Source organism: Clostridium sp. AF36-4, from assembly GCF_003435975.1.
Lineage (GTDB): Bacteria > Bacillota > Clostridia > Lachnospirales > Lachnospiraceae > Eubacterium_F.
Map to the genome: position 1 here is coordinate 46595 of NZ_QTVH01000003.1, position 16512 is coordinate 63106.

At 41.4% G+C, this 16512-nt stretch carries 13 protein-coding genes; 1 reads left to right on the forward strand and 12 read right to left on the reverse strand.

The window, feature by feature from the left end:
- Nucleotides 1-29: 29 nt before the first annotated feature.
- The 8 genes from DW005_RS02365 to coaD all read right to left on the reverse strand — a co-directional run bounded on the left by DW005_RS02365 (nt 30) and on the right by coaD (nt 8139).
- On the reverse strand, nt 30-1046 hold the full coding sequence (locus DW005_RS02365; RefSeq protein WP_117478005.1) for a hypothetical protein: 1017 nt from the start codon (nt 1044-1046) through the stop codon (nt 30-32).
- Between the two features lie 554 nt (nt 1047-1600).
- Nucleotides 1601-2641: an electron transfer flavoprotein subunit alpha/FixB family protein gene (locus DW005_RS02370; RefSeq protein WP_117478106.1), complete on the reverse strand. Its 1041-nt coding sequence runs from the start codon at nt 2639-2641 to the stop codon at nt 1601-1603.
- A gap of 28 nt (nt 2642-2669) precedes the next feature.
- Nucleotides 2670-3452: an electron transfer flavoprotein subunit beta/FixA family protein gene (locus DW005_RS02375; protein WP_022375827.1), complete on the reverse strand. Its 783-nt coding sequence runs from the start codon at nt 3450-3452 to the stop codon at nt 2670-2672.
- A gap of 11 nt (nt 3453-3463) precedes the next feature.
- Nucleotides 3464-4615: an acyl-CoA dehydrogenase gene (locus tag DW005_RS02380; RefSeq protein WP_022375828.1), complete on the reverse strand. Its 1152-nt coding sequence runs from the start codon at nt 4613-4615 to the stop codon at nt 3464-3466.
- 26 nt (nt 4616-4641) lie between these two features.
- Nucleotides 4642-5484: a 3-hydroxyacyl-CoA dehydrogenase NAD-binding domain-containing protein gene (locus DW005_RS02385; protein ID WP_117478006.1), complete on the reverse strand. Its 843-nt coding sequence runs from the start codon at nt 5482-5484 to the stop codon at nt 4642-4644.
- Between the two features lie 54 nt (nt 5485-5538).
- A complete protein-coding gene (locus tag DW005_RS02390; RefSeq protein ID WP_022375830.1) occupies nt 5539-6330 on the reverse strand; it encodes an enoyl-CoA hydratase-related protein in 792 nt (263 codons plus the stop codon).
- 81 nt (nt 6331-6411) lie between these two features.
- Nucleotides 6412-7596 (reverse strand): acetyl-CoA C-acetyltransferase, encoded by a 1185-nt coding sequence (locus DW005_RS02395; RefSeq protein WP_117478007.1) that lies wholly within the window; start codon nt 7594-7596, stop codon nt 6412-6414.
- Nucleotides 7597-7644: 48 nt separating this feature from the next.
- Nucleotides 7645-8139: a pantetheine-phosphate adenylyltransferase gene (gene coaD / locus DW005_RS02400; RefSeq protein ID WP_022375832.1), complete on the reverse strand. Its 495-nt coding sequence runs from the start codon at nt 8137-8139 to the stop codon at nt 7645-7647.
- Between the two features lie 213 nt (nt 8140-8352).
- Here coaD and DW005_RS02405 point away from each other — a divergent pair, with 213 nt between their 5' ends.
- The gene (locus DW005_RS02405; protein WP_117478008.1) at nt 8353-9687 is read left to right on the forward strand and encodes a butyryl-CoA:acetate CoA-transferase; all 1335 of its coding nucleotides are present in this window, start codon (nt 8353-8355) and stop codon (nt 9685-9687) included.
- A gap of 404 nt (nt 9688-10091) precedes the next feature.
- On the opposite strand, the gene DW005_RS02410 is transcribed toward DW005_RS02405, so the two are convergent.
- Genes DW005_RS02410 through DW005_RS02425 form a run of 4 tightly spaced genes read right to left on the reverse strand, consistent with a single transcriptional unit; the run spans nt 10092 to nt 16512 of the window.
- Nucleotides 10092-11792, reverse strand: a complete 1701-nt coding sequence (locus DW005_RS02410; protein WP_181974919.1) for a methyl-accepting chemotaxis protein — start codon at nt 11790-11792, stop codon at nt 10092-10094.
- 16 nt (nt 11793-11808) lie between these two features.
- Nucleotides 11809-14451: an alanine--tRNA ligase gene (gene alaS / locus DW005_RS02415; RefSeq protein WP_117478010.1), complete on the reverse strand. Its 2643-nt coding sequence runs from the start codon at nt 14449-14451 to the stop codon at nt 11809-11811.
- A gap of 60 nt (nt 14452-14511) precedes the next feature.
- Nucleotides 14512-15228, reverse strand: coding sequence for a lysophospholipid acyltransferase family protein (locus tag DW005_RS02420; protein WP_117478011.1), 717 nt, complete (start codon nt 15226-15228; stop codon nt 14512-14514).
- A 24-nt stretch (nt 15229-15252) separates the two neighbouring features.
- The gene (locus DW005_RS02425; RefSeq protein ID WP_117478012.1) at nt 15253-16512 is read right to left on the reverse strand and encodes a glutamate-5-semialdehyde dehydrogenase; all 1260 of its coding nucleotides are present in this window, start codon (nt 16510-16512) and stop codon (nt 15253-15255) included.

The window sequence follows — 16512 nt, forward strand, 5'->3', positions numbered from 1 at the left end:
CTGTCAAAACTAGTGTTGCTGTCAAAGCATTACTTATTAGCTAGATTAATAAACTTCTTACCTACTTGGACCTTTACTGCAAACTTATTTTTTAAGATAAGTTTTTTGGCCTTCTTCTTAACGATACACTTTTTCTTCCCTTTAGGAGATAAGGTGTATACTTTACCTTTTTTAGTTAAGAAGACAAGGTTACCACTCTTCTTTATAAAAGCAGCTGATTTAATTCCAGAGTATTTCTTACTCTTACTACTTCCTTTCCAAGTGAGTTTACCCTTAGTAAGTTTGTACTTACTTGTAATTTTACTTCCCAAAGAAAGACAATTATAACCAGCTTTCTTTTTCACAGATACTTTTGGTGCTACGGTTGTTTTTGGGGTAACAGCAGGAGTATTTGTGGTTGGGGGAGTGACAACAGGGCTAACTGTTGGAGCAGAAGGAGCAGTGTTATTAGGCGTGGCTGCTGGAGTGGTTGAAGAAGGTGTTGGTGTAGGGGTGTTTGATGGTGTAGGTGTTGGTGTAGATGATGAGTCTTTCAAAACTTCTTTCATTTCGTCCAATGTCAATATTGGATAAGTTTGACCAGAAAAAGTTTTGTATCCAACAATGAATTTGTTATTTTCATCAAGTATGAATGATTCAACGTCATCAACAAAAGCATCTGGGTTTTCTGCAGTTGGCTTATTAATTGCATAGAAGTCAAGCTCAGTAGGAGATAAGTCATAATTCCACCAACGTATAGCATCATCACGAGAATCCATCACCCAAATTGTTCCATATTGATCAAACTTAGCTGATACGTTATTAAAGCCAACATAAATCAAGAGAGGGGCGGATTCTCCTATTCTTAAATATACAGATGCATCGTCAAGAATAATCAAATTCCGTTCTACACCATTAACTATACATGTGGATGTTTCTACTACTTCAGATTCATCCCATGGTAAGTTAGTGTCTGCCTTAACAGTGTTTGTACAAAACATTGTACAAATAACCATTGCTAACAGTGTTAATAAAGCTACATATTTTTTTTGTGTTTTCTTATTCATAGAAAACCCTCCTCTTCCTTTTTGAAATTCTAAGTTCTCCTTACTCCTAGAGAAGAACTTGTTATGTTGCCGATAAAAATAGAAAATAAATACAATAATCCCAAAGAAGTTTGTGGTTTCATCGGCAACAAAAGTACTTAACACCGATTATACCATCCACCTGCTTAAATCATTTTCCTAAAATTCAACGCAGTAAAATTATTCTATTTTCCCCCCAACAACATATTTCGGTCATACGTTTCATCTCATTTTGCAAAAAAAGTATGACCACCCAAAAAAATCCAAACCTTTGACGCAATTTTACACTCTATGAGCCTCCCCCTCGAACATTACAAAACAACAAAAAAATACGAATCTACTTGATTTGTACCATCCTGTCCTAAGACATACACTTTTCCCAAAATTCATCTTCCGGGTTTTCTACAATAAACGCATAGTGTTTTTGATATACTTTTTTCTTCATCATCTAAACACCCTCAAATAAAAAGAAAACAATAAACCACAAACTGTGATTTATTGTTTTCTTTTTTATCAAACGATTTCTCGCCTAAAGATTAGTTTTTCTCAGCCAATTCTGCTTTCAGCATCTCTGTCAACTGAGGAACAATCTTATTCAAATCGCCTACCAAACCGTAGTCAGCTACATCAAAGATTGGAGCTGTCTCGTCTTTGTTAATAGCAACGATAATGTCAGATTCTTCCATACCTGCAACATGCTGAATGGCACCGGAAATACCGATTGCAAAGTATACATTAGGACGAACGGTTTTACCAGTCTGTCCTACCTGACGCTCAACTGGAAGCCAACCATTCTCAACAACGGCACGGGAACAACTTACAGTTCCGCCAAGGACATCTGCCAAATCCTGAAGAAGTTTGAAGTTTTCTTCGCTTCCAACACCACGACCGCCAGACACCAAAATCTTAGCATCTGCGATATCTACTGTGTCAGCTACAGATTTCACAACATCAAGAATCTCAACATATTTATTGTCCGGAGTGAATCCCGGATTGTACTCGATTACTTCAGCTTTTGCACCCTTAATTGGGTCAATCTTCTGCATAACACCGGCACGAACGGTAGCCATCTGTGGACGGTTGTATGGACATGCAATCGTAGCGATTGTATTACCACCAAATGCAGGACGTGTCATAAGAAGCTGATTTGGAATGGTCTCCTTTGTCATGTTATCGGTGAAATCACCAATCTCAAGTACTGTACAGTCAGCAGTCAGACCAGTTGCTACACGTGCGGATACACGAGGACCTAAGTCACGACCAATTGCTGTTGCACCAACCAGCATAATTTCAGGTTTGTACTCATTGATTACAGAAGCAAGTGCGTGAGCATATGGCTCTGTACGATATACTTCAAGTTCTTTGTCATCCACTACGATTACTTTGTCTGCACCATACTCAGCCAAAGAATCCGCAAGGCCCTTAACACCGTAACCAAGCAAAACAGCGGTAACTTCTGCGTTCAAATCTTTTGCCAGATCTTTTGCTTTGCCAAGCAGTTCGTAAGCGATTCCACTTACTTCTCCGTCAACCTGCTGTGCAAAGACATATACACCTTTATATTCTTCTAAACTCATTTTTTTCACCACTTTTCCTTTATAATAATTAGATTACATGTTTCTCTTTAAACTTATCTACAATATACTGAGCAGCTTCTGCCGGGTCAAGGGTAACAACTTCGCCGGCACCCTTACGAACCTTATCGGAAGCTTTTGCAATTTTTGTCGGAGAACCTTTCAGACCGAGGTTAGAATCATCTACATCTTTAAGGTCTGCACGTCCCCAAACGGTAATCTCTTTGTCAAATGCGTCCATGATTCCGCCCGGAGTCATATAACGTGGCTCATTCAACTCAGAAAGAGCAGTGATCAAGCAAGGCATTTTAGCCTTTACTACATGGTAACGGTCCTCATACTGACGCTCAACGATTACGCTGTCACCTTCCACTTTGATATTCTGTGCATAAGAGATAACCGGAATATCCAAGTGCTCGGAAATCTGTGGACCAACCTGTGCAGTATCACCATCGATAGCCTGACGGCCTGTGATAATCAAATCGTAATCAATGTTACGAAGCGCACCGGCAATTGTTGTAGAAGTAGCCCAAGTATCAGCACCACCGAGTACACGGTCTGTTACAAGGATACCATTGTCAGCACCCATTGCCATTGCCTCACGAAGAACTTCTTCTGCTTTTGGAAGTCCCATGGTAAGAACAGTAACTTCTGCACCTGTTTCTTCTTTAATTCTCAGTGCTGCTTCCAAACCGGCTTTATCATCCGGGTTCATGATGGTAAGCATCGCACCTCTATTCAATGTACCGTCTGGGTTAAATACAACACCGCCCTTAGTATCCGGCACCTGTTTAATACATACTACTATTTTCACGAGAGCACCTCCTATTTCAATAAGCTGCCAGAGATAACCATACGCTGAACTTCTGAAGTTCCTTCGTAGATTTCTGTGATTTTTGCATCACGCATCATACGCTCAACGTCATATTCTCTGATGTAGCCATAACCACCGTGTAACTGAACTGCTTTTGTTGTTACTTCCATAGCAACTTCTGCTGCGTACAATTTTGCCATAGCAGCTTCTACGCTGTAAACTTTCTGCGTAGCTTTTGCCATTGCCGCACGATACACAAGCATCTTAGCAGCTTCCACTTTTGTTGCCATATCAGCAAGCTGGAACTGTGTATTCTGGAACTGTGCAATCGAACGACCGAACTGTTTTCTTTCTTTTACATAATCGATTGTTGCCTGCAAAGCACCTTCTGCCAGACCAAGTGCCTGAGCAGCGATACCAATACGTCCACCATCCAGTGTATGCATGGCAATTCCGAAACCTTTGCCCTGTGCACCAAGAAGATTTTCTTTTGGAATACGGCAGTCCTCGAAGATTAACTCGTATGTGGATGAACCACGGATACCCATCTTCTTCTCCTTTGTACCAAAAGTAAATCCAGGAGTATCTTTCTCAACGATGAAAGCAGAAATTTCTTTTACTTTTCTACCACGTTTTTCGATGATACCGGTTACAGCAATGATAATATAAATATCTGCTTCTTTACCATTTGTGATGAAGCATTTAGAACCATTGAGTACCCATTCGTCACCATCTAAAACAGCCTTTGTCTGCTGTCCCTGTGCATCCGTACCTGCACCCGGCTCAGTCAAACCGAAAGCGCCTAATTTCTCACCACTTGCAAGTGGTACAAGATATTTCTTTTTCTGCTCTTCTGTACCGTACATCATAATTGGGTCAGCACCAAGAGAAGAATGAGCGGATACAATAACGCTTGTTGTACCACAAACTTTAGCTAACTCCTCAACGCACATTGTGTACATCAATGGGTCACAGCCCTGTCCGCCGTACTCTTTAGGAATCGCAATTCCCATGAAACCAAGTTTCATCATTTTGTCAACAGTCTCACGAGGGAATACTTCTGTTTCATCGGTTTCCTGCGCAAGTGGCTTTACTTCGTTCTCAGCAAAATCTTTGAACAACTGTCTCGCCATTTCATGCTGTTTGTCTAATTTAAAATCCATGATAACATGAACTCCTTTCTATAATATTATTTGGAATAATCAAAGAATCCAACACCAGTTTTACGTCCGAGTTTGCCGGCACGTACCATTTTACGAAGCAATGGATGTGGACGGTATTTCGGGTCACCAGTCTCTGCCTGAAGAACTTCCATAATAGCAAGACAGATATCAAGACCAACCAAATCACCAAGTGCAAGAGGTCCCATTGGGTGGTTTGCACCAAGCTGCATAGCAGCATCGATACCCTCAGCAGAAGCAACACCATCAGCAAGGATGCCAACTGCTTCGTTAATCATAGGAATCAAGATACGGTTTACAACAAATCCGGCAGCTTCTTTTACCTCAACCGGTGTTTTACCAATTTCTTTTGCAATAGCAACTACTTTATCGTTTACTTCGTCTGTTGTGTTCTCGCCACGGATAACTTCAACAAGCTTCATAACAGGAGCCGGGTTGAAAAAGTGCATTCCGATAACCGGATGAGAAATACCTGCACCGATTTCTGTAATTGACAAAGAAGAAGTATTCGTAGCAAAAATGCAGTCTTCTTTCTTTACGATATCCTGCAATTCTTTGAATGTCTGTTTTTTAACATCCATAACTTCCAAAGCTGCCTCAACAATCAAATCACAATCAGTACAAATGTCTTTTACGCCAGTTGTAATCTTAGCTAAGATTGCATCAACATCTTCCTGTGTTTTCTTTCCTTTTGTAACCAGTCTCTGAAGACCTTTTGCAATCTTGTTTTTACCGTTTGCAGCAAACTCTTCATTGATGTCACACAAATAAACTTCATAACCTTCTGTCTGCGCAAATGCCTGCGCAATTCCGGAACCCATTGTTCCAGCTCCAATAATACCAACTTTCATTGTATTTACCTCCATTGTATTTGATTCAAATCCCAGACGGGATGTCGTCACGAATTAACAGTTTTTGAATGGTACCACTTTTAATTTTTTCTCTTTATCTTTCTCTAAGAAGTTACCCATTCCGGCTTTCTGGTCTTCTGTCTCGAAGCAGTCACCGAACAATTTCTCTTCGATTACAATTGCCTCATCCATATTTACCTGAAGACCTTCGTTAATTGCCTTTTTGCAGTTGCGGACAGCAATCGGTGCATTCTTAGCAATACCGGATGCCATCTTCTTTGCTGCATCCATCAGTTCTTCCTGTGGATATACAGCATTTACAAGACCAATGCGGTAAGCTTCGTCTGCTTTAATATTTCTTGCTGTATAAATCATCTGTTTTGCCATACCAGGGCTTACTAAACGAGCAAGTCTCTGTGTACCGCCAAATCCAGGAGTAATACCAAGACCTGCTTCCGGCTGGCCAAATACGGCATTGTCAGAACAGATACGGATATCACAGCTCATGGAAATCTCGCATCCGCCACCAAGAGCAAATCCGTTTACTGCAGCAATTACAGGAATCGGGAATGTCTCTAACTTACGGAATACATCGTTTCCTTTTTTACCAAAGGCTTCGCCTTCTGCTTTTGTCAATGTGCTCATCTCTCCGATGTCTGCACCGGCAACAAAAGATTTCTCTCCGGCACCTGTCAAAATCAGGCAGCGGATTTCATTCTGGTCAACTGCATCCAAAGTCTGATTCAGTTCATCCAAAACAGCACTGTTTAACGCATTCAATGCTTTTGGGCGGTTGATGGTAATAATACCAACTGCACCTTCTACTTCATATGTTACAAATTCCATTGAAAGTATCCTCCATTTAAAATTTCTTTTTTACATCACAGGAACGAACCGATATAATACCGGCTCGTCCCAAAAGTAAAATTAGTCTCTCTCAACAATTGTGGAACATCCCATTCCACCACCGATACAAAGTGTTGCAAGACCTTTCTTTGCATCGCGTTTCTGCATCTCATGAAGCAATGTAACAAGGATACGGCATCCACTTGCTCCAACCGGATGTCCAAGTGCAATTGCACCACCGTTTACATTCAATTTGCTAAGGTCAAATCCAAGGTCACGGCCTACTGCTACAGACTGTGCTGCAAATGCCTCGTTTGCCTCAATCAAATCAAAGTCATCAATGCTCATGCCTGTTTTAGCAAGAACCTTCTTTGTAGAAGCGACCGGTCCAATACCCATGATTTTTGGATCCACACCGCCAAGAGCACCGGCTACAAATGTTGCCATTGGTGTTACACCAAGCTCTTTCGCTTTTTCTTCGCTCATTACTACGATAGCAGCTGCACCATCATTAATACCGGAAGCGTTACCAGCTGTTACCACGCCGCCTTCTTTACCGGAGCAGCATCTAAGACCGCTAAGGCTCTCAGCTGTTGTACCAGGACGTGGTCCCTCATCGGTATCAAATACGATTGTTTTCTTTTTAGACTTGATTTCAACAGGAACAATCTCATCTTTGAATTTACCTGCAGCAATAGCAGCTTCACATTTCTGCTGGCTGTTTGCAGAAAACTCATCCAACTCTTCGCGAGTAATTCCGTACTGCTCTGCTACGTTCTCAGCAGTAATCATCATGTGATACTGATTGAAAGCATCCCACAATGCATCGTTTACCATGGTATCCACAAATTTACCATTGTTCATACGGTAACCAAAACGAGCATTCATAGCTGCGTAAGGAGCCATGGACATGTTCTCCATACCACCGGCAACAACAATATCAGCATCTCCTGTCTGAATCATCTGAGCTGCCATATTTACACAGTTCAAACCTGAACCACAAACAACGTTTACAGTAACTGCTGTTGTCTCGATTGGAAGACCAGCACCGATGGATGCCTGACGAGCTACGTTCTGACCAAGACCTGCCTGGATTACACATCCCATGTAAACATGGTCAACGGCATCCTTTGGCACGCCTGCTCTCTTAAGAGCCTCCTCAATAACGATAGAACCTAATTTTGGTGCTGGAGTTGTGCTTAATGCACCACCCATTTTACCAATTGCCGTACGGCAAGCACCTGCTAATACAACTTTCTTAGACATGAATATATCCTCCTTATAAATTTTTTACTAATACTACTTAATTTATCATCACTGCTTTCGCAGTTTCTGATCATACTTTTCTCTGAATGCCTTCTGAACAACTTCCGGCACCAGTTTCGATACATCCGAGCCATAAAAAGCAACTTCTTTCGCAATGGTGGAACTTAGGAAAGCATACTCAAGACTCGTAGTAAAAAACATCGTATCAATCTCCGGCTCAATGCTGTGATTAGTCTGTGCAATCTGCATCTCGGATTCAAAATCCGTCACGGCACGGAGACCGCGGATAATCAGCTTTGCATCATTTTGTTTGGCAAAATCAATTGTCAATCCGGTAAATGTTAAAACCCTCACATTTGGAAATTCTTTCGTGGTCTGCTTTAACAGTTCTACACGCTCTTCCCTTGTAAATAAAGGCGTTTTTTCCTGATTCACAAGCACTCCGATAATCAATTCATCCACTACTTTGGATGCTCTCTTAATAACATCTAAGTGCCCATATGTAACGGGATCAAAACTACCCGGATATATTGCTTTTATCATATCTTTTTCCTATCTGTAAATCAAACTACAATTTACCACTTTTTATGATTCAATCCTTACTCATAATAACAAACGAAAACGATATTGTCAACAATTTAACAAACTTTTTCCATGAACATTTTGTGAACCGACTGGCTACTTGACCGCACCATGCGATAATGCTAAAATAAACATATTGCAAATATAGTTACCAGAATGGAGGTTTTACCAGATATGAACGAATTATATAAGAGTAAACTTGTGACTGCCAAAGAGGCAGCCGAAGTGGTAAAGTCAGGAAACTGGGTGGATTACGGCTGGACCGTGACAACACCTGTGGATTTCGACAAAGAACTTGCCAAACGTCTGCCGGAGCTTCACGATGTGAACTTCCGTGGCGGTATCCTGATGTGGGAACCGGAGATTTTCAAAATTGAAGATCCGGCTGCACACATGACATGGAACTCCTGGCACATGAGCGGAATCGAAAGAAAAGCTGTTGCAAAAGGATTTTCTTTCTACTCTCCAATCCGCTATTCGGAACTGCCACGTTATTACCGTGATTTAGAAAATCCTGTGGATATTGCTGTTATGCAGGTAGCACCGATGGATGAACACGGATACTTTAACTTTGGACCAAGTGCTTCCCATTTGGGAGCTGCCTGCGAGCGCGCGAAAACCATTATCGTTGAGGTAAACAAAAACATGCCACGCTGTCTTGGCGGATTTGAAAATGGAATTCATATTTCTAAAGTAGATATGATTATCGAAGGATCAAACTCACCAATCGCAGAAATGGGCGGCGGTGCTGCAGCAACAGAAGTTGACCACGCAGTAGCAAGACAGATCGTTGCGCAGATTCCAAACGGTGCCTGCCTTCAGTTGGGAATTGGCGGTATGCCAAACGCTGTCGGCTCACTGATTGCTGAATCCGATTTAAAAGATCTTGGTGTTCACACCGAAATGTATGTCGATGCTTTTGTTGACATTGCAAAAGCCGGAAAAATCAATGGTTCTAAGAAAAACTTAAACAAAGGCCGTCAGGTATACGCTTTTGCTGCCGGCACAAAGAAATTGTATGACTATTTGGATAACAATCCGGAATGTATGAGTGTTCCTGTCGATTATGCCAATGAAATTGATGTCATTTCCGCACATGATAACTTCATTTCAATTAACAATGCTGTTGACATTGATTTGTTTGGACAGGTTAATGCTGAATCCGCCGGCATAAAAAATATCAGTGGAGCAGGCGGCCAGCTTGATTTCGTATTAGGTGCTTATAAATCAAAAGGCGGAAAGAGCTTTATCTGTCTCTCTTCTACCTTTAAAAATAAGCAGGGCGAAGTACAGTCCCGTATCCGCCCAACTTTAGCAAACGGTTCCATCGTTACCGATACCCGTGCAAACACAATGTATGTCGTAACCGAATACGGTATGGTAAACTTAAAAGGACTCTCCGGCTGGCAGAGAGCTGAAGCATTAATCGGCATCGCTCATCCGGATTTCCGTGATGAATTGATTAAAGAAGCTGAGAAGATGCATATATGGCGTAGAAGTAATCGATGATTAATCTTTTTGGGGGCCGGTAATTAAAAAGAAAAGTTTGTGATTCGTGGGCACTCCCGTTAAACAAACGCGTAAGGGTATCGGCGTGCAAAACACGCACGCCTGATACCCACGTGTTTGTACCCACTCATCGCAAATCTTTTCTTTTTTAATTACCGGGAACCAAATAGATTAGCAACGAATACATTCTTACAAACAGAATCACTTAGTTACTTGAGGGTATCGCATAATGGCAAGTTTACTCTGTAAACAAACAAAAGCTGTTTCATACGAACTAAGCATAAAACAACCAAAAAGAGGGTTCCTTTGTGGAGACTATAACGCAAAGCGTTATCCCGTCTCTCACAAAGGAACCCTCTTTTTTGTTGTTTTATTTAGTTAATGACTAACCGCTTTTTGTTATTTTACAAAGTAAACTTATCAGCAATCTTCTCAAGCTGCTCTACAGAATCCATGCAGGTATCTACAAGTTCTGCATTCTGTGCTGCCTCAGTTACGACACTTCCGGTCTTTTCTGCAATATCTGTCACACCAACGGTTGCTTCGTCAATCGTTGTGTTAATACCGGTAATTGCGTCAGCAATCACACCAATCGAATCGGTAAGTGAAAGAATAGCATGCTCTACATTTTCCATGCTTGTCTTTACAACATCTGCATCATTATTATACTGGTTGCTGATAGCTCTGAACTGGTCATAATCTTTTAATACCACTTCGTCTAAGAACTTCGTTGTTCCCTCCATACTCTGAACCATTTCATCCACAGAAGAGTTTACTTCAAGTACAATCTCATTAATGCTTGTTACCGAATCTGATGTCTCGTTCGCAAGTTTACTGATTTCCGAAGCAACGACAGCAAATCCTTTTCCTGCCTCACCGGCACGGGCTGCCTCAATTGAAGCATTCAATGCCAAAAGGCTTGTCTGAGAAGAAATCTGCATAATGGATTCCGTCATCTCATTAATCTGTTTTACACAATCTGCAGCACTTACTGCTTTTTCTACCTGTGTCTTAATTGTATCGTACATAGAACCAGCACGATCCATCGCTGAATTTGCAGACTCACCAAGTGCGGTTGCTCTCTCCGAAATCTCATCGGAAAGTCTCACACCATCTTTGGAAAGCTTTGCGATATCGGATGCACCTTGTCGCATGTCTCCGATGTTCTGTGTAATTGTTCCCGTCGTTGCAGAAGTTTCCTGCATGCCGGCTGCTAACTGCTCCGTAGTTGCAGAGTTATCCATACACTGCTCACGAATCTGTTCACTGACATCATTTACTTTACTTACTTCTTCGCAAATCTTCTGACTGGAATCCTTCAAATTCACAATACTCTGTCGAAGACTTTCTCTCATATCAGCCACGGATTTACCCATCAAACCAACTTCATCACGGCGAAGTGCAATCTTCTTCACTTTATCATCATTTGTAAAATCCAGTCTAGCCGTCTCATCAATAACATCCGTAAGCCTTACCAGCGGACGAACAATCAAAACAACTGCAAATAAACCAACTAAAACACTTAAGATAATTCCAATGCCAGCAACTGAAATTCCACGTACCCACATGGAATTTGCAACTGACATCACATCTCCCTTGTCTGCTGTGATAACCAAAATACTTTTGTCATTAAGTACATGATATGCAGCATATTTCGTTTCGCCCTTAAATTCATACATCACAAAATCGTTTGTGACTTTCTCCCCCTTTTTCATGCGGCTTACTGCGTCTTTTACAACAGCATTTTCTACTGACTTACCAACCTTTGATTCCGTTGGGTGAAAACGCATAATGCCTTCTTTATCAACCAAATACGCATAAGAAGTATCCAATCCGGAAATTTTAACATTTCTTAAAATATTAGCATAACCATCATAAGATAAGACACGTTTTTCCATCAACTTGTCATTTAAATCTGTTGAATACGCTTGTGCCAAATTTGTCATCTCATTCTTTGTCAAAATTTCAATCTGTTTGGTGCTGCGTGGAACAATCATTAACATTGTAACAGCTGAAATTACTGCTCCTGCCAAAGCAATAATTAGTACCATTTTAAAACCGATTTTGTTAAAGAAACCTACCTTTTTTCTGCTTGCCTTTTCCATGCTCAATTCCTCCATATTATTTAATAATCTGTTTTTCCATTACAGTTTTTGCACACGCAAGTGCTTCCGGAATCTTTTCCGGTAACTTTCCACCAGCCTGCGCCATGTTCGGACGGCCGCCACCGCCGCCGCCTACAATGGATGCAACTTCTTTAATCAAATTGCCGGCGTGGGCGCCCTTTTTGATCGCTCCATCAGTTGCCATGGCAATTAAATTCACTTTTTCCCCAACCTGGCTTGCAAATACAATAAATGCCTCACCAAGCTTCTGTTTTGCCTCATCGCCCAAGTCACGCATGCCGTTCATATCAACATCTGTAAGCTGCTTTGTCAGAATATAGATTCCATCTACTTCTTTAGCCTCGGACAACAAGTCTCCTGCGGCTTCTTTCGCAAGTTTTGCTTTTAATTTATCATTTTCTTTCTGAAGTTGTTTTACTTCATCCTGCAATGAAACTATTTTTGCACTTACCTCTAACGGCACTGCTTTCAAAAGTTTTGCTGCCTTTTGCAGTTCACTCTCCATCGTATTGTAATACTCAAAAAGAGCTTTTCCTGTCAGTGCTTCAATTCGACGTACACCTGCTGCAACACCGCTTTCTGAAATAATCTTGAAAGCAGAAATATTTCTGGTGTTACTTACATGAGTACCACCACAAAGTTCAGAACTAAATGTTCCCATCTGAACAACGCGGACAACCTCGCCGTATTTTTCACCAAACAGAGCCATCGCACCGGTCTTCTTCGCATCTTCTATCGACATTTCATTTGTCACAACATCAAGTCCTGCCGCAATTTCACGATTTACAATTTCCTCTACTTTTGCAATTTCCTCTTCCGTCATTGGCGAGAAATGTGTAAAATCAAAACGAAGTTTATCCTTGTCCACTAACGAACCTTTCTGCTCTACATGGCTGCCAAGCACCTCACGCAATGCCTGCTGCATCAAATGGGTCGCACTGTGGTTGTTTGCTGTCAGATTTCTCTGTTCTTCATCCACCGTAAGTTTTACGGTTTCACCTTTTTTGATAACACCTTTTGTCACACGTCCAACATGTCCAATCTTCGTTCCCTGAAGTTTGATGACATCTTCAACAACAAATGTACCATCTGCTCCTTCAATCACACCGGCATCTGCTACCTGACCACCCATCGTTGCATACATCGGGGTCTCTTCTACAAGAATCGTTCCCTCTTCGCCTTCTTTCAGCTCATCAACAATGGCATCTTGGGTTGTCAAAACTGTAACCTTCGACTCATGTGTCAAACGATCATAGCCGACAAATTTACTTTCGACAGAAGCATCAATGGACTGATAAATCGTAACATCTTTTCCCATGTAATTGGTTGTCTCTCTGGCATCACGTGCTGTCTGACGCTGGTTCTCCATCGCTTTCTTGAACCCATCTTCATCAACAGAAAATCCTTTTTCCTCTAAAATCTCAATCGTCAAATCAATTGGGAAACCATAAGTATCATACAACTTAAATGTATTTTCACCGGAAAGAACTTTTTCACCGCTCTTTTGCAAATCTTCCATCATCGTATTCAAAATAGCGAGTCCCTGATCGATGGTCTTATTAAAGTTCTGTTCTTCCACGGTAATTAACTTAATAATATAATCTTTACGGTCTAACAATTCCGGATATCCTGTGTGAGACTCTGCCATCACTGTCTCGCTTAATTTAGCAAGAAACTCGCCCTGAATACCAAGCAGTCTTCCATGACGTGCGGCACGGCGGAGAAGTCTTCGAAGCACATAGCCGCGTCCCTCATTAGATGGCGTAATACCATCGGAAACCATAAAGGTTACAGAACGAATATGGTCGGTAATAACACGAATGGAAACATCTGTTTTGTATTCCTCTCCATAAGATACACCGGCAAACTCACAAATCTTATCACGAATTGCTTTGATGGTATCGACATCAAAAATCGAATCCACATCCTGCATTACCGTAGCCAAACGCTCTAATCCCATACCGGTATCAATGTTTTTATTTTCCAATTCTGTATAGTGGCCTTCCCCGTCATTTTCAAACTGAGTAAATACATTATTCCAAATCTCGATATAGCGGTCACACTCACAGCCAACCGTACAACCGGGCTTTCCACAGCCGTATTTTTCTCCACGGTCGTAATAAATCTCAGAACAAGGGCCACAAGGACCGGCACCATGTTCCCAGAAATTATCTTCTTTTCCAAAACGGAAAATGCGGTCTTTTGCCACCCCAATTTCCTTATTCCAGATATCAAATGCCTCATCATCTTCTAAATATACAGACGGATACAGACGGTCCTCCGGAATCCCCAAAACTTTCGTCAAAAATTCCCACGACCAGGCAATTGCCTCATGCTTGAAATAATCACCAAAGGAGAAGTTACCAAGCATTTCAAAAAAAGTACCATGTCTAGCCGTTTTTCCTACATTTTCAATATCTCCGGTTCGGATACACTTCTGACAAGTTGTCACACGTGTTCTCGGAGGAATTTCCTGTCCGGTAAAATATGGTTTCAGCGGTGCCATGCCGGCGTTAATTAACAACAAACTTTTGTCATTTTCCGGCACAAGTGAAAAACTTGGCAACGCCAAATGTCCTTTACTTTCAAAGAATTCTAAATATTTTTTTCTTAATTCATTCAATCCATATGATTTCACGCCACTAGCCTCCTAAATGTGTCTTCAATAGCACAATTATAATTTTTTTGTAGCAAAATGTCAACCTTCTGACATTTGTCTGAGTGCAAGAATTTCGTCTCTTGCCATATCTGCAATTTTGGCGGCTGTCGGGGTTCCTTTTTCAACCTCGGACGGTGAAAAGAACGAGCCGATAAAAACAGCCACTCTCCCCTTTGGGACAATCCATCTTCCAATGCTTGAGAGTCGTTCCGGTTTTATATAAACCGGAACGATTGGCTGCTTTGCATCCAGCCCGATAAAACCGCCCTTTCGGAACTTGTGCATCTGCTCATCGTAATAGCTGCATTCTCCTTCCGGAAATAAGACAAGATTTCCCTTGGCAAGTGCCTGATGCATGGAAACAATATTGCTTTTTATCGTTTCCAGTTTTTTTGCTCCCCGTTCGAGTGCCACACACCCAATTGAATCCAAATAACGGGATAGAATCGGATAATGCCAAAGCTCTTTCGCCGCCACAAAACTAATTGTATCTTCAATTGTTGCCAGTAGAAAAACCACATCAAAAAAACAACGGTGGTTTGACACAAGCAAAAAGTTTTCCAATTTTGGAAATGCCTCTTTTTGAACAATCTCTAATTGAATTTTGGCAGATTCTACAATCTTTTGACAAATTTCTTTGCATATTAGGAAATTGTGGTCCGGGTCATTGTTCAACTTCTTATAATTCCGTATCATTTCAAAAACAAGTCGAAAAAACACACGAATTAACCGCAAGCCATTTCCTCTCATCTTCATACGTCACCTCAAAAACTCATTTTTTTACTGCCTGATTTGTCCATCTCCTAAAATAATATATTTAGTCGTTGTCAGTGCCTTAAGCCCCATTGGTCCCCTCGCATGGAGTTTCTGGGTGCTGATTCCGATTTCCGCACCAAAGCCAAACTCAAAACCATCGGTAAATCTTGTCGAGGCATTGACATAAACCGCCGCTGCGTCTACATCATTCAAAAATGTCATCGCATTGTGATAGTCGGATGTGACAATTGCTTCCGAATGTCCGGTATTATAGTGATTGATGTGCTCAATCGCTTCCCCCAGGGAACCTACCGTTTTGATGGAAATAATGGCATCCAGATATTCGGTTCCATAATCTTCTTCTGACGCTTTAATAATTCTACGATCACACTGCATCGAGTATTCATCACCACGCATTTCCACACCATGTTCTGCTAAACGGTCAGCAATTTTTGGCAATACGTCCTTTGCAATTTTTTTATGTATAACCAGCGATTCACAGGCATTACACACACCATAACGCTGCGTCTTTGCATTTTCAATAATATTTACTGCCATATCAATGTCTGCACTCTCATCGACATACACATGACAATTTCCGGTTCCGGTTTCAATGACCGGTACGGTACTTTTTTCCACAACCGTCTTAATAAGTCCTGCACCGCCTCTTGGAATCAGCACATCAATGTACTCATTCAGACGCATAAACTTCTCTGCTGTCTCATGGGAAGTATCCGTCAAAAGTTGAATACTGTCTGCCGGCAAATTACACGCAGAAAGTGCCTCTGCAATCACTTTTGTAATCGCAAGATTTGAATTTAGGGCATCACTTCCTCCCCGCAGAATGACAGCATTTCCTGTTTTAAAACAAAGCCCAAACGCATCCGCTGTTACATTTGGTCTGGATTCATAAATAATACCAATCACACCAAGAGGCACCCTCTTTTGTCCAATCTGCATACCAAGCGGTGATGTCTTCATCTCCGACACCTCGCCAACCGGGTCTTCGAGTGCCACAATCTGGGTAAGTCCCTCTGCCATTGCCTCGATTCTCTCTTCTGTCAAAGAAAGTCTGTCCACTAACGATTCCTTCATCTGATTCTCTTTTGCCTTTTTCACATCTTTCTCGTTTGCAGCAAGGATTTTATCCTGATGTAAAATAAGTGCTTTCGCTACCGCTTCGAGCCCCTCATTTTTTCTCTTTACACCAAGTCTATTTAACTCACGGGACGCTTTTTTTGCCCGCACTCCAAGCTCTTTTAACATCTTTTCAGCTGATTCCAT